General features: G+C 52.4%; 10 protein-coding genes. 1 reads left to right on the top strand and 9 read right to left on the bottom strand.

Annotation, left to right across the window (positions count from 1 at the left end):
- Nucleotides 1-221 precede the first annotated feature (221 nt).
- The gene (locus tag BQ5453_RS03390; RefSeq protein WP_143033287.1) at nt 222-710 is read left to right on the top strand and encodes a hypothetical protein; all 489 of its coding nucleotides are present in this window, start codon (nt 222-224) and stop codon (nt 708-710) included.
- A gap of 985 nt (nt 711-1,695) precedes the next feature.
- On the opposite strand, the gene BQ5453_RS03385 is transcribed toward BQ5453_RS03390, so the two are convergent.
- The 9 genes from BQ5453_RS03385 to rsmI all read right to left on the bottom strand — a co-directional run bounded on the left by BQ5453_RS03385 (nt 1,696) and on the right by rsmI (nt 14,578).
- A complete protein-coding gene (locus BQ5453_RS03385) occupies nt 1,696-3,141 on the bottom strand; it encodes a glycoside hydrolase family 10-like protein (RefSeq protein WP_071122160.1) in 1,446 nt (481 codons plus the stop codon).
- 100 nt (nt 3,142-3,241) lie between these two features.
- The gene (locus tag BQ5453_RS03380; RefSeq protein ID WP_071122159.1) at nt 3,242-7,246 is read right to left on the bottom strand and encodes a glycoside hydrolase family 2 TIM barrel-domain containing protein; all 4,005 of its coding nucleotides are present in this window, start codon (nt 7,244-7,246) and stop codon (nt 3,242-3,244) included.
- Nucleotides 7,247-7,272: 26 nt separating this feature from the next.
- Nucleotides 7,273-7,464, bottom strand: coding sequence for a hypothetical protein (locus BQ5453_RS03375; RefSeq protein ID WP_071122158.1), 192 nt, complete (start codon nt 7,462-7,464; stop codon nt 7,273-7,275).
- Nucleotides 7,465-7,474: 10 nt separating this feature from the next.
- Nucleotides 7,475-8,890 (bottom strand): hypothetical protein, encoded by a 1,416-nt coding sequence (locus BQ5453_RS03370; protein ID WP_143033286.1) that lies wholly within the window; start codon nt 8,888-8,890, stop codon nt 7,475-7,477.
- An 86-nt stretch (nt 8,891-8,976) separates the two neighbouring features.
- The gene (locus tag BQ5453_RS03365) at nt 8,977-9,636 is read right to left on the bottom strand and encodes a hypothetical protein (RefSeq protein WP_143033285.1); all 660 of its coding nucleotides are present in this window, start codon (nt 9,634-9,636) and stop codon (nt 8,977-8,979) included.
- Nucleotides 9,637-9,811: 175 nt separating this feature from the next.
- Entirely contained in the window at nt 9,812-11,158 is a 1,347-nt protein-coding gene (locus BQ5453_RS03360; protein ID WP_071122155.1) for an MATE family efflux transporter, read from the bottom strand.
- Nucleotides 11,159-11,747: 589 nt separating this feature from the next.
- Nucleotides 11,748-12,449 carry a hypothetical protein gene (locus BQ5453_RS03355; protein ID WP_071122154.1) on the bottom strand — a complete coding sequence of 234 codons (702 nt, stop codon included), beginning with the start codon at nt 12,447-12,449 and terminating at the stop codon, nt 11,748-11,750.
- A gap of 486 nt (nt 12,450-12,935) precedes the next feature.
- Nucleotides 12,936-13,817, bottom strand: a complete 882-nt coding sequence (locus BQ5453_RS03350) for a Cbp1 family collagen-binding glycoprotein adhesin (RefSeq protein ID WP_071122153.1) — start codon at nt 13,815-13,817, stop codon at nt 12,936-12,938.
- A gap of 47 nt (nt 13,818-13,864) precedes the next feature.
- Nucleotides 13,865-14,578: a 16S rRNA (cytidine(1402)-2'-O)-methyltransferase gene (gene rsmI / locus BQ5453_RS03345; RefSeq protein WP_022101057.1), complete on the bottom strand. Its 714-nt coding sequence runs from the start codon at nt 14,576-14,578 to the stop codon at nt 13,865-13,867.
- Between the last annotated feature and the right edge of the window lie 17 nt (nt 14,579-14,595).

Raw genomic sequence — 14,595 nt, 5'->3', positions numbered from 1 at the left:
TTTGGAATCATCTTACACTCTTGAAATATCTGAATATCAACTTGTTATGTGCAAAAAGTGTAAGATGGCAGTAAAATTACTCGCACTCTTTTACATGTAGGCAGACGGGGAGGGGGCAAATATTTGTGTACAAATTGTACACTTTTTTTGTTGGGTGCAATGCCTTGGTGTTACCTTTGCAGCACTTTGCTTTTATATCAAACCAAATTGTAGTAACTACCATGAAACGAATGCTTAACAGAATGCTGCGCTATGCCGATGCCATTGTGAAACGTGGCGTTGACAAACTGATAGACGCTATCGGACATAGCGCGGAACCGCAAAGTGAAAAGGCTGAAACACCCCAACAGCAAAAACGCATGGGCAATGATACTAATTGTACACCGCAAACAACTGGCCACACGACGAACTGCGGTCTGACAGAACAAGCCATCACCCTTATGGACGAGATGTGCGATACGCGCTATAATGTGCTTGACCGCACGCCCGAGGTGCAACGGCGAGACCAAGCTGACAAAGGGTTTGTGCCCGTGAGCAAACTGGTGCGTAACACCATGGTGACCGCGCCATTCAACGGCGCAGGAAGTGATGGAGTCAGAAGAATGTGGTACTCAATGAGATTTGCCGCTAACGCGGAGAGCATAAGAACAAAAGGACATAAGGACAAAAGACATAACGTTTGTGTTAGCCGCTTAGCGCGGAAAACATAAGCAACAGAAGTTTACACAAGATACACAAAAGGCCGCTGCGCGGCTGGCCACGGACTAACGTCCGCGTGGCCAAAGAAACATAAGGGCTGACGCCGTAGCGAGCCGCTAACGCGGAGAACATAAGGGCTACGTCGTTATGACCATGAGCGTCATAAACAAAAAAGCAATAGCATTAAACGCTACGGCGTAGCTCTTATGTTCTTGAGGGCACATGGACGCAAGTCCATGCCCGTATGTCTTGAAACTCTTTTGTTCTTATGTTCTTATGTCCTTTTGTTCTCCGCGTTAGCGGCAGATTTCACAATTCACGAACAAAGAAACGCTACATTTCCCCTCACAGGCATATGTTTATAGTTATCCGCTAACGCGGAGAACATAAGGGCTGAAGAACAAAAGATATAACGCTTGTGTTAGCCGCTTAGCGCGGAAAACATAAGCAACAGAAGTTTACATAAGATACACAAAAGGCCGCTGCGCGGCTGGCCACGGACTGACGTCCGCGTGACCCAAGAAACATAAGGGCTGACGCCGTAGCGAGCCGCTAACGCGGAGAACATAAGAACAAAAGGACATAAGAACAAAAGTGCTTCAAGACATACGGGCATGGACTTGCGTCCATATGCCCTCAAGAACAGAAGGGCTATGCCGTTACGACCATGAGCGTCATAAACAAAAAAGCAATAGCATTAAACGCTACGGCGTAGCCCTTATGTCTCTTGGGCCACCCGGACGTTAGTCCGTGGCCAGCCGCGCAGCGGCCTTTTGTGTGTCTTATGTAAACTTATGTTGCCTATGTTTTCCGCGCTAAGCGGCTAACACAAACGTAATTTCTTTTGTTCTTATGTCCTTATGTTCTCCGCGTTAGCGGCAGATTTCACAATTCACGAACAAAGAAACGCCACATTTTCCCCTCACAGGCATATGTTTATAGTTATCCGCTAACACGGAGGACATAATGACTAAAGAACAAAAGTCCATACCCGTATTACTCTCCCCCACTCTCATTACCATACACGTCGACGGCGGTTACCACATAGTGGCTGTGGCGCAGGGCGGGCAGGGCGAGGATGCAGTCGTAATGGGTGGCGGTGGTGCGCACAGATAGTAAGACGTTACCAAACGTGGGGTCGAGGCGGTAAACGTTGTAGCGCACCGGGCCATCGGCATCGTGCACGGCAGACCATTCAAGGTGCAGGTGCTGCCCATCAAGCCTCTGGGTTACCTGGGGCGATGCGGGCGGAATGCTGTCCTGCCAACGCATGGGGGGCACCAAGGCGGGACGCGCATAGAACGAGGTTTGCAACCAGTCGGCAAGCCCTTTCTCGTTGTTCAGCAAAAAACGTGTACGGAAAAACGCCTGGCCGCCAAGGCCCTCGCTGCGTGCCACATTCATCTGGCGCTGCACGGTAAGGAGCGGCCAATCCTTTTCGCGGGAGTTAAGAAAGAAAATGCCGAGTCCGGGCACAACGGGGCGACCGGCATCGTGCTCCTTCCAGTCGGCAAGGAAAGGATAATAATGATTGCCGTCGAAGTACATCATCGGGAAGAGCATGTCCATCCACCCCAGGCGCAACCAGCGCTGGGCATCTTGCGACACAGCGTCGCGCGCGTTCCACCCGTAAGAGGAGTAGCGCGACAAGTCAGAATACTTGCCCACGGGCGAGCAGCTCAGCTTTACCCACGGGCGCACCCCTCTCACCGCATCATGTATGGCCAGCACACAGCGGTCAATGTTTGCCGTGCGCCATGCGGCCTTGTTCTGCCCATGGCCATAGCGGCGATAAGTGCGGTCGTCGTTAAAGGGCACACTGCTCTCGGGGTAACGTATGTAGTCGAGATGAATGCCGTCCACCTCGTAGTTTTGCACAATTTCGCGACACACCTTAGCCAGATATTCGGCAGAGCCCGGCACTCCAGGGTCCATCAGCCATTGGTCACCGCACCGCTGGCACAGTTCGGGGTGCTGCACAGGCAGGGCGCGTTTGCCAAGTTGCTTGGCCACCGCCACCTTGCAGATGGGGAACGCCACCACCCAGGCATGGCATTCCATGCCACGCTTGTGGCATTCGTCCACCGCAAACTGCAGCGGGTCATAAAGCGGCCGTTGTCCGGGTCGCCCCGCAAACACACCGTCCCAAGGTTCTATAGCCGAAGCGTAGGCAGTGGTTGCACGTATGCGCGACTGAAACAGCACCATGTTAATGCCCATGGCCTTGAGGCGGTCGAGCATTTCACACAGCGCTTGCTTCTGTGCGGCAGTTTGCGCTGCGGTTGTGGCGGGGCGCTGCGGCCAGTCGAGTCCCATAAGGGTGGTGAGCCATGCCGCGCGCACCTCATATTTTATGTCTGATGCCACCGGCGAGCACGCAGTCTGCGCCTTGGCGCACAAACTGCAAAGCAGCACAAGCAGCACGAATATAGTTCTTTTCATATCCTTACAAAAAAGAGTTTGGCGTTTCAACAATGTACGATTGCAAAGTTACAAACTTAGTAACCATACATTGCTGAAACGCCAAACTTTTATTCAGTTGTTATTTCTTTGAAATGCGCAGCTTATAGGTCATCGGCTTTTCGGGCACGTAGAACATGTGCAGTGTGCCCGGGCCACACGAGGCGTTGCCCAAACCGCGCAACCAAGCATCGAGGTGCAGCACGGTGTAGGGACGCGGCTGCATCTCCCAATAGTGTTGGGCGTTCATCAAGTCCTCGTCGGTGTAAGGCAGTGCCGAGAAGTTGACACGGCCCTCAGTTTCGATTTTCACACCAAAGCCCGACTTGTCGCTGAGCGTAAGTTCGCGCAACTCCTCACGGTTGCCAGTGCTCTGCGGCTTCATGTTAGGCTCTACCATGCCTGCCACGGTTGTGGTATAGCGGCCAGCCACCACACCATCGCGGCGGTCGCAAGCGTTCTCCCACGGACCGAGCGCGTAATAGTCCACCTTCGAGAGTGACGAGTCGAGCATACACACCAGTCCGGCGCGTCGCAGCTCAGCAGTATGCGGTGTAAAGCGAGCCTCCACATCAACCACGCCCTGCGGGTAGATGGTGTAGTCTATCTCCGTGTCGCAAAGCGAGCCTTTGCGGGTTGTCTTCACCACAGTGTTGCCGTTCACCTGCTCCACACGCACATCGCCCTTGGGCTGCAAGCCGTTGGCAGTGTTGCCAAAGCGGTCATTCTCAATCCAGCGGTGGTTGCTGTATTCAAAGCCCTGGTTGTCGGCAATGATGTTGCGACCACCAAGAGCTAATGAAGTGAGACGTGCCGTTTCATTGTCAAAAGTAAGCTGCACCTTGTCGTTGCCAATAATAGTTTGGTCGAGCGACAACGTTGAAAGCATTTCGGGCGCTTTGCCATCAGACTTCAGTGCAGGCAGCGTGCCGCGCTGCTGCAAGGTAAATTGCTTGAGTGCCACCTCGTGACCGGCTGCGGCATAGCTTTGTGCTGTGCGGAAAGCCACGTGCAGTGTGAGCAGCACCTCCTGGCCATTGGCCTCAGCTTTGGCCAAATCGGCCTTACCCAGTTTGAGTACAAGTGTGGTGCTGTCGGCAGGAGCCACAGCAGGTAGTTTAATGGTCTTGGTGCTTACCACACGACCGTTCTTCACCACCTCGTAGCACAAGTTCATGTCCTTCAAATTCTGGAACAAGTAGGTATTGCGCAGCGTGACAGTGGCCGTGTTCTTCTGCTTGTCCACACCCACCAAGTTGAATTTCACATATTGGTAAGCGGCCTTCACCTCCTTCAGTTTGGCACCCTCTTGGCGTTCGCTATTGATAATGCCGTTGCAGCAGAAGTTGCCCTGGTGCGGACCTGGATAGTCATAGCCCGTAGTGAGGCGGTAGATGCCCTGCTTCATCAGCTGCGGATTGTAGATTGACTGGTCTACCCAGTCCCAGATGCAGCCGCCAATGGTGGCATTCGATTTCTCTATTACGTCCCAATACTGGTCGAGGTTGCCAATGGCATTACCCATGGCATGTGCATACTCGCAGATAAACATCGGTTTGTCGAGGTTTGAGGTGTTCTGCGCCATCCAGTCCATGCCGGGGTACATCTTCGAGTAGAAGTCGGAGTAGCGTTCGCCACCATAGGGCAGACTGATGCGTGTGCCCTCATAGTGTACAGGGCGCGTGTCAAGACGCTTGGCCGCCTCGTAGCAATCCTTAAAGTTGGCGCCAGCACCAGCCTCGTTGCCAAGGCTCCACATCACCACGCAGGGGTGGTTGCGGTCGCGCAGCACCATGCGGTCAATGCGGTCGACAAAGGCAGGTATCCAGCTCTTGCGGTCTGAAATGCTTTGGTTGGCATGGTCCTCAAGGTCGGCCTCGTCCACGGTGTAAAGTCCGTAATAGTCGTACATGGCATACATACGCGCATCGTTAGGATAGTGCGAGGTACGTATGGTATTGATGTTGTTCTGCTTCATGAGCGTCACGTCGCGCAACATTTCGTCCACAGTAACGGCACGGCCGTGCTTGGGCGATGTGTCATGACGGTTTACGCCTTTAAGGAACACGCGCTTGTTGTTGACATAAAGCAGCGAGTTCTTTACCTCCACTTTGCATATACCATATTTGGTTGAGAAGGCCATTTCCTCATTGCCTTGTTCATCGCTCTGCACCACACGTACTGTATAGAGATTGGGGTGCTCGGCGCTCCACAGCTCGGCATTTGGCACATCGAGTGCCACGTTGGTCTGTGTGCCGTCAGCACCGCCAAGTGTCGTGCGCTGCTCTTGTATTTCGGTGCCCTCAGGATTGAATATCTTGACGCACACTTGCTTCTTGCCGGCAAGGTTGTCGCGATTGTCGAGCGTCAGGCGCACATTCACCTTTGCCTGGGCTATGTCGCCCCCCTTGTCAAAGGTGATGTCGGACGTGATGTAATGGTCGCGCACGGCCATTTTGGGGGTGTTGTAAAGATACACTTCGCGGAAGATACCGCTCATGCGGAACATATCCTGACATTCAAGATATGAGCCATCGCTCCAGCGGAACACTTGCACTGCCAGACGGTTTTCGCCACCCTTGTGCAGATATTTGGTTATGTCGAACTCGCTCACATTGTTAGAGCCTTGGGTGTAACCCACATACTGGCCGTTGAGCCACACAAAGGCTGCCGAATAAATGCCACCAAAATGTATGAAGGTGCGGCGGCCGTCCCAATCGGCGGGCACGGTGAATGTGCGCACATACGAGCCTACGGGGTCGATGCCATAGTTCTTGCCACCATCGTTGAAGCCGGGACGGGCCTTGATAAACGGCGGCGTGTTGGCGTGCGGATACTCTACATTGCAGTAGATGGGTTTGTCGTAGCCCAGCATTTCCCAGTTTGAGGGCACGGGTATGGTGTCCCACTGGCTCACGTCGTAGTTCTCTTGCCAAAAGTCGAGTGGGCGCTGCGAGGGTTCGGGCACAAAGTGAAATTTCCACGTGCCGTTGAGCGACATATAGCGTCCGGTCTGGGGCTTGGTCCACGGAGTGTTGTAGTAGGCTTTGTCGGCCAGCATCTCGTGCTCATTGTTATAGGGCAAGTAGGTGGCCACGCCGGTTTCTTTGTTTTCGGCAAAGCGTGTTTCGTCCTCCCAATAGGGGGATTTGATTTTTGGTTTTTCCACCTGTTCGAAGGTAAACCATGCGGCTTTGTCCTTGGCGTTGTAGGCCACGCTCTTCAGTTGGCCGTTTACGAGGCTGTACATTTTGCCGGCCTTGGTTTTGCCCACCGAGCGAATGATGTAAGTGCCGGTCTGGCCCTTTACGGGTTCAAAGCAGAATTGTGCATTGTTCCACACACCATCTTGTGCCGGCCACTGCAGCAGGTAGTCTATCGAGGCATTGCCGCCACCATCGTCAAAGTTCTGGGTGTAAAAGGCATTTGCCACCACACGGCGGTCGAGGTCGAGCATCTTGATGTTCCAGTACTGCCCGCGGTTGTCCTTGTCGGTAGTCTCGCCCACTATATGGGCATTGTTCTCACCCGAGTCGCCATTGCCGAGCACCATGTCGGGGTGCTGCACCGAACGTATGCGATAGGTCAGTTCGGCATCAAAACCAGCACGTGCGGCTTCGGCCAGACTGAATTGGGCGGCCTTGTTGCCTGCCGCCTTGGCTTTGTCTATCAGCACAAGCTTGCTGCCTTGCACAGCCGCAGCCTTGCCAGGATTGTTGGTTGGCACCAGATTGTAATGGCTGCCGTCGGCCACCACGCGCCACAGCTGGGCTTCGTCAGAACCGTTATTCTCACCAGCCTCCACACCGTTGCCGTTGTAGCGCACAGCCTGGTTGTTGAAGGGATTGATAATGCGCCACGAGCCCGAAAGCTCTGACATGACGAAATGCTGTCCGGCATCTTTTTCGTTGAGTGCTGACAGCGCAAGGTGTCCCTGCCCATTGGCATCGACCACCTGTCCTTTGAGCGCCGACACCAGGTGGTAGAGTGTGCCTGGCTTGAAGCTCTGGGCGCCTGCGCCCAAAACTGACAGACACACCGCTACGGCTAATGTCAGCCAGCGCAGATGTAAAAAGGTATTGTTCATGTTTTGAATGTATTGTTGTTTGATGATTATTCCTCAGCAGGGTGGTTTGTCCAGCTCGTGCCGTCCCAACTCTTAGCGTTCGAAAACGAGGTTCCGGCATCAACTTCAACGTCGTCGTTGACGCCAATTCCGGGCGATATGGCCAATAATTGTTCCGCAACGAAAGCGTATCGCTGCGATTTGGGGGCGGAGTACGCCTTTCTTATAGTTGTTGTCATATTTATGTCGTTAGGGGTTAAGCATTATCTTTTTACCATTTACAATGTACATGCCCTTGGCTTGAGTGGTTGAACATTTACGTCCGTCGATGCCATAAACCGCGGTGGGCACGTTTGTGCCAGTCTCCACCACATTGCTTACCGAGGTTTGCGTGCCGCCAAAGTTCATGGTTATGGCAGGTAGCGTAGCGTTCCATTGCAAATATGCCTTGTAGCGTGGCAATGTGCTACCCACTTTGGCACGGTAAAAGGCCATTTGCCCCTGTTGGGAAGCCAGCACATAAGCATTGTCGTCTGATGCTATCACGTGGTCGCCCTGTGCGTTGGCTTGCAAACGGTTGTCTGTGAGTTCGGCCACTGGGGTCGAAGCGTCAGCTTGTTCCATAACCAGCACATCGGTTGCAGAGTTTGTGGTCAACAAAACGCCTTGCTCGGCAGGAATGGCATAGCCTTCGGGCACCGCAGTGAGTTGTGCCATGTCGCCGTCAACTTGCTTAACATACCATGCTTTTGCACCATTGGGCACTACCGCGTTAAAGGGTGCGCTAAAGGTGGCAACAGATGCCACGTCTTGCAGTTGGGTGGCTGCGCTCATCTTCACTTCCACTTGGGTGGGAGTTGCGGGCGTGTTTGACTCGAACACGGGTTCGCCTTCGGAATCGACTAAGAATCGGCCTTCTATACCAAAGAAGGTCAACTCCTCAGGGTGTAGGGCCTGAACGTCCCAAGCATTATTCTCCTCATCGTAGATTCCTCGTTCAAAATAGAAATAGTCATTCCAGTGTTTGGGTTCGAGGGCAAATATTTCCTTTTTGGGATTACTGCGATCATTGGGCACAGAATCGGTCACCCATATACGCGTGATGGTGTTAGTTTCAGTATCTATTTCAATCGCCCACAATGTCCAAGCGTGGTTGTTGTCACGAATTTGTGCAATGTAGTTACCCGTAGTGAAATACCTCAGCAACACCTCGGTTAATATCTCTTCGTTGGAATTTATCCAGCCTCGCGTGAAGATGATTGGATTATCGTAGTCGCCCACGGGGAGGTAGTTCTGAGAAATATCGGAACGTGAGTAAACAATGGTTGGATGCGTCTCTTTCAGATACCAATCAAGGGCCTTAAACACATAGTCACCATTATCGCCAAAGTAGGAGTTGCGATCAAATTCCCGATTGATTTCCTCTGGGTCCCAGCATTTACCAGTATAGATGTACCGTTCCTTTATGCGATCTTGCCACCAAGCTATCATGTTGCTACTAACTGCAGCCCAGCAACCATTCGTAAACTGGAAGGTGTTGTACCAGCCGCCCTCTACGCTGACGCCTTTTGCCCAATATTGCACCCTCTTAGCTTTTGCCGAAGAAGTGGGGAACATGGTGCTCAGCGCGAATATCAATGCAAATATAATTGATGTCTTTCTCATTTTATCTGTATCAAGTAGATGTTTAATATCATTTTAGGCGCCATTCTCCACACTGAAGATTGTGTGACGCCCACACGCTTTGTTGTTTAGGGATTACACACACCACGCACAGAAGAGCCATAATAGCGGGCGTAATTCCAATCTGGCTTGGCATAAACTTGGGTAAATTGCAACTGGTAGGCAGAGCCACAGTAAGTAGAGGTTTGGTAGAGCGAACTCGACCAGTAATATCCGTGTACGCCTTTCTCGTTAAACTGATTGGCATAACGACAACCTGCCGCAGGCAAAAAGAGTGAGGCTTCGCTGCTTTTGCTTGCTACCACATATCCTGCAACGCCTGTTTGGTTGTAGTCGTCAGTCCATGTCCAATCGCAATTCGCTTGGAGTTCTGCCCACTCTGCCTTGGTGGGCATACGCCATGTGCCACCCCATGTGCTGGTAACGGCATCATCGGTGGCATCGAGCGACATTAAACCATCAGCATTTGAATACTTCGTGAGCGATTTATAACCTGCGCCATGAGCGTAGGTAGCCCACCGATAGCTTGTTTTCGAGGTCGTTTCGCCCCACGCATAGTAACTGCCTGCGTCTTGAGGACGATTGGCACCGATATTGACCGAAGCCCATTTAATGCCACTGGGCAATCCCATATCAATCCAAGTATGCCCAGCCTCCTCGCCGGTGGTTTGTGCAACCATGGCACAAGACACTGCACACATTATCAAACAAGTAATATTCCTCTTCATTTCTTCATAAATTAAATACTTAATACTGCGATGTCAAGGTGTAGATGCCGCTGAACGTTAGCTACTATTCTTGGTTTACGGGTTGAAAAGTAAGTGTGCGGTTATGCTACTTATTATGCTGGAATGGTAAGAAGCTTGGCAAACTTACCCGTCAACTTGTCAACCCGTCTACCCATCATGCCACGCGGCGCATTACCTTGTAAAAGTTCCAAGCAAAAAGGCTCGCGGCCAAAATAAGACCGATGCTGAACGCCAGATACAGGCCCACCACGCCTAAACCACAGGGGAAGGCCAGCAAGTAGCCAGCCGGTATGTTGACTACCACGTAGCTGACAAAAGCTACCCACATCATGGCCATCACGTGCGAGGTGCCTCGCAGGGCGTTGGCAAAGCATATTTGCATGGAGTCGCCCAACTGATAGAGTATCATGGGCAGTATGAGGGTGAGGGACAATGATATGACGGCGGGGTCGGAGGTGAAACCGTGTATGATAAATTCGCCACCGAAATAGAATATCATGGACGATATGGCGGCCATGCCTAACAATATGAACACGCCGGCACGCGTGGTGCTGCGCACACTGCTCCAGTCGTTCTGGCCATAGAAGTGGGCCACACGTATGGTGATGCCCGACCCAAAACTGTAATACAGCAGGAAACCGAGTCCGCCAAGGGTTATCATCACCTGGTAGGTGGCCAAATCGACGGCACCAAGCCAACCGGCCATGATGCCGCTCACGGTGAAGGCACCACTCTCCATGCCCATTTGCAGGGAGATGGGGAACGACTGCCTGTTGATGTGCAACAAACTGGCGGTGCGCACTGCCGACTGGCAGAAGCCCTGGCGATATGCGGCATAACGCTTGCGCCCGAGTAGCAAGGCCACCATGATGACGGCCATTATGATGCGTGCCGTGAGTGTGCTGACACCGGCACCAAGCAAACCGAGGCGCGGAAAGGGTCCAACACCATAGATTAGCACAAAGTTGCCCACAATGTTGAGCACATTGCCCACAAGTATGACCCACATGCCGGTAGAGGTTTCGGATATGCCGTCGGTAAACTGGCGCAGGGCATTGAACAGTGCCACAAACAGGAGCGAGGCACCAATGGTTATGTAATAGGGCCGTACCAATGGCAATATTTCGGCGGGCTGCCCCATGCGGTCAATAAAGCAGTAACCTACGCCCAAAATGAGCATGAGCAACAGGGCAAAGACGAGGTTGCATATCAGGCCATACTTCAAGGTGCCGCCAGCCTCAGCCCGACGCCCCTGCCCTACCAACGAACTGATGAGGGGAGTCAAACCATAGCTATAACCTAACATCATGTAGACAAAAAGGTTGAACACGGCGTTGACAAACGAGGCGGCTGCCAGTGCATCGGTGCTGAAGCGCCCTACCATCATGGTGTCGGCAAAACCCATGATGATAACGCCCAACTGGCCTATGGCAATGGGCACACCAAGCTGCAATATGGGACGGTAATAGCGATTCCAGGTGTTGGCGGTGGTTGCATTCATATATAGTTACGGTGCTTAGTAGACAGGTTTGCGGGTTGATGAGTTGATGAGTTGATGAGTTGATGAGTTGACAGGTTGACGGGTAAGTTTGTTTTGTTTCTGACCATTCTGACTTTAACGTAATAAGCAGCGTAAAGCATACTTACTGAAGTTTCGGATTTAACAAGGGCGGGCTGAATCATCGTGCAAGGCGAATGCAATCAAGCTTGCTTGAATTGCTGAGCCGCAGCCGATGATGTCAATAAAAGCCCAATGTAGCACACAGCCCAGGGCAAGCGAAGCGACACCCTGGGGCCCCCGTGTTGGAGCAGTCGCGCCCAGAAAGGGCAAAAGCCTTAATCCTTTATGTTGTTATTCTTACATGACAGATAAATTCGCGGTCTTAAAGTGGAATATCGCATGTATGTTTTGTTCAACACCTGCACCATGTCTTAAAGCTTTTGCCCTTACAGGGCGCGACTGCTTCAACACGCGATACCCAGGGTGCCGCTTCGCTTGCCCTGGGCTATGGGCTCCATTGGGCTTTCAGCCCGCCCTTGCTAAATCCGAAACTTGAGATACTTACCCGTCAACTTGTCAACCAATAAAGCTAAATGCTAAATTCCTTGGCCACAACGGCTTGTTTGCCCGTGCCAAAACTGATGGTGAAGCGCAATGGCTGCCCCTTCAGGCGATGGGGGGCCACAACGGTGGCCTTGTAGCGTATGCCCTGCCCCGGCAGCACGCTGGCCACTGTGGCGGCTGGCGAGATGCCTACACGCTTGTTGCTGCACACAATGTTGGGGGCTACATTGTAGAGAGTGCGTGAACCACGGTTATAAATGTCGAACACGATGCAGGCTTGTTCATCGGCGTCGAGTCGCTGGTTGTTGTTGTCGTCAAGAAAATGTATGTTGCTCACCTCGAGTGACTGCAAATCGCTATGGACAGCCACAGCCGACTTGTAGCGCGGATTGTTGTAGGTGCCATACTGCACATCGTTGCCGCTGCCAGGGGTATCGTTGCCGTAGGCGTAACTGTCGTTTTGCGTGTCAGCCTTTGGTGTATGGGGAGCAGTGGCTGCGGCTCCTACCGCACCACCTATTATCATGCCGGCCAAGGTGCCTCTGTCAGCACCTCGCGGACCGCCCATCAGTCCGCCTATGCTCGAACCGAGCATACCACCTAACGAACTGCCCGTGGCCACTCCCGCAAATTGGTTGTAGCTGCACGAACTCACTCCCATGGCCAAGCTGAGCACCATGGCGGCTGACATTGTGCCTTTGTATGCTAACAACTTTATCCTGTTCATGATTGTAAATTTTACATTGTATGTTGAGTGCAGGGTGCAGTACATAGTGCATGCACTTTTACCCCGATATGGTCTCTACACTTTGTTGTCCGACATTTTGCCTACGCTCTGCGCATTTGCACCGTGTGCCGCAACCGTTCGTACTACGGGAGATAGAAAACCATGTCACGGGAGGCAGAAACGACAGCGCATTTGACTGTTCATTCTACCATTTCTTACCGCACGCAACAGTTTTTACACGCTCCGCAACGGGTGTTGCCAAGGTGTGGTTGACTCGTGCGCTACAACCTTACATAACTTTTTGCGCACAGTGCAGGCAAGTGTAGACAAACGTGCAGACGAGTGTGGGCAAGTGTGTAGGCATTTTTCGATGTCACCTACGTCACATAACGCCCTTATTATCACACCGTTCAGTACAATTAGCACAGAGTGCAGGCACTATTGCAAATAAAAAGTTGTGTAGGAAAGAGTGCGGTTTGTGCGGGTTTATTTTACAGTAATGACAAGGTATTTGCTCACGCTCCAGAAAGCTTGCGGATTGGTTATGCGCAAGGTGTACTGTCCCTGGGCGTCCTTGTCGAGCGAATATGAACTGGCCGGGTGGCTGGTCATGAGCTTGGCACTCTTTGAATAGAGGCGTATGGTTCTGGTCACACGCAGGTCGATGCGCGTAAAGTAGTCCTTGTTAAAGTCGTTGCTCTTCAGCACGTCGCCACGTTGCAATATGCGCTGCTCACGCAACTCGCGCTTGGTGCCAAACACATAGTAGGCTGTGTTCAGTTCCTTGTCCTGTGCAGCCACAGTGCGCGCCTTTTCCTCATTCTTTTGCGTCAAGTCACTCACATTGGTGTTTAACGCGTTAATTTGCTCGCCTTGTTCGGCTATTTTGATGTCCTTCTCAGCCAGCTGGGCACGGAGGTCTTCTATCTCCTTGCTCTTGTCTTCGAGCTGCTTGTTAAAGTTGGCCACCATCTCCTCGAGCTTGGCCTTGGTGCGCGAGTCGCTTTGGTTTGACGCACGCAACTGCTGTTGCAGATTGGCTATAAGCTCGCGGTTGAGTTTCAGTTTGTTCTGAATGAGCGTCATGTTGTCGATGATGCGCTGCTTGTTGCCTTTTTCACCCTGGCGGTTTTCAACATTTACTATGCCCTCAGCTTCGTTTATCTGGTCAAAGCCGTCCTGTATCTGCGACAGCGTTTCAAACATGTCGCTCGACTCGTTCTGCGACTGGGCAAGTGCTTGGCGCAAAGAGTCTATGGTAGCCGCATTGGGGTCCTGAGCCTCTTGCTCTTTTTCTTTTTTGGTGTTGCACGATGTGACAAACGACAAGGTGCACACTGCTGCAAGCAGCATGATTAACTTCTTCATAACGGAAAGATATTAGCGAATATGAATAATTTGCAGACTTAGCACGTTTATTCTGCGTCGTGTTTAGTGTCTTTTTTCTTTTTCTTGGGGGCTTCATAGCCTTCAACCACAATAACGAACTCGCCACGCGGCTCGGTTTCGGTAAAGTGGGCCAGCACCTCGGCAAGGGTGCCGCGCACGCTCTCTTCGTGTATTTTTGATATTTCACGACAAGCCGAGCAGTGACGCTCTGGACCAAACACCTCGACGAACTGGGTGAGGGTCTTTACTACGCGGTAGGGCGATTCGTAAAATATCATGGTGCGGGGCTCCTCCTGCAGGGCGGCCAAACGGGTGGCACGCCCTTTCTTTTGGGGCAAGAAGCCCTCGAAGGTGAAACGCTCGCAGGGCAGGCCCGATGCTACAAGAGCCGGCACAAAGGCGGTGGGGCCAGGCAGGCACTGCACCGTTACGCCACGGGCTACGCAGGCCCGCACCAACATGAAGCCGGGGTCGGAGATGCCCGGCGTGCCAGCGTCGGAAATGAGTGCCATAACCTCGCCGGCTGCCATGCGCGCGGCAAAGGCATCGGCCGTTTGGTGCTCGTTGAACTTGTGGTGCGACACCAGCTGATTCTTTATTTCAAAATGCTTGAGCAGTATGCCCGAGGTGCGGGTGTCTTCGGCCAGAACCACATCGGCCTCCTTCAAAATGCGCAAGGCTCGGAGGGTTATGTCTTCAAGATTTCCCACGGGTGTGGGTACTAAATAGAGTGTTCCCATGGTGCAAATATATAGCT

This window comes from Prevotellamassilia timonensis (assembly GCF_900106785.1).
Classification (GTDB): domain Bacteria; phylum Bacteroidota; class Bacteroidia; order Bacteroidales; family Bacteroidaceae; genus Alloprevotella; species Alloprevotella timonensis.
This window is presented reverse-complemented; position numbering and strand designations above follow the sequence as displayed.

What these genes read in the sequence shown, in the direction of transcription:
- BQ5453_RS03390 (WP_143033287.1), top strand. Translation starts at nt 222, where the DNA reads ATGAAACGAATGCTTAACAGAATGCTGCGCTATGCCGATGCCATTGTG.
- BQ5453_RS03385 (WP_071122160.1), bottom strand. Translation starts at nt 3,141, where the DNA reads ATGAAAAGAACTATATTCGTGCTGCTTGTGCTGCTTTGCAGTTTGTGC.
- BQ5453_RS03380 (WP_071122159.1), bottom strand. Translation starts at nt 7,246, where the DNA reads ATGAACAATACCTTTTTACATCTGCGCTGGCTGACATTAGCCGTAGCG.
- BQ5453_RS03375 (WP_071122158.1), bottom strand. Translation starts at nt 7,464, where the DNA reads ATGACAACAACTATAAGAAAGGCGTACTCCGCCCCCAAATCGCAGCGA.
- BQ5453_RS03370 (WP_143033286.1), bottom strand. Translation starts at nt 8,890, where the DNA reads ATGAGAAAGACATCAATTATATTTGCATTGATATTCGCGCTGAGCACC.
- BQ5453_RS03365 (WP_143033285.1), bottom strand. Translation starts at nt 9,636, where the DNA reads ATGAAGAGGAATATTACTTGTTTGATAATGTGTGCAGTGTCTTGTGCC.
- BQ5453_RS03360 (WP_071122155.1), bottom strand. Translation starts at nt 11,158, where the DNA reads ATGAATGCAACCACCGCCAACACCTGGAATCGCTATTACCGTCCCATA.
- BQ5453_RS03355 (WP_071122154.1), bottom strand. Translation starts at nt 12,449, where the DNA reads ATGAACAGGATAAAGTTGTTAGCATACAAAGGCACAATGTCAGCCGCC.
- BQ5453_RS03350 (WP_071122153.1), bottom strand. Translation starts at nt 13,817, where the DNA reads ATGAAGAAGTTAATCATGCTGCTTGCAGCAGTGTGCACCTTGTCGTTT.
- rsmI (WP_022101057.1), bottom strand. Translation starts at nt 14,578, where the DNA reads ATGGGAACACTCTATTTAGTACCCACACCCGTGGGAAATCTTGAAGAC.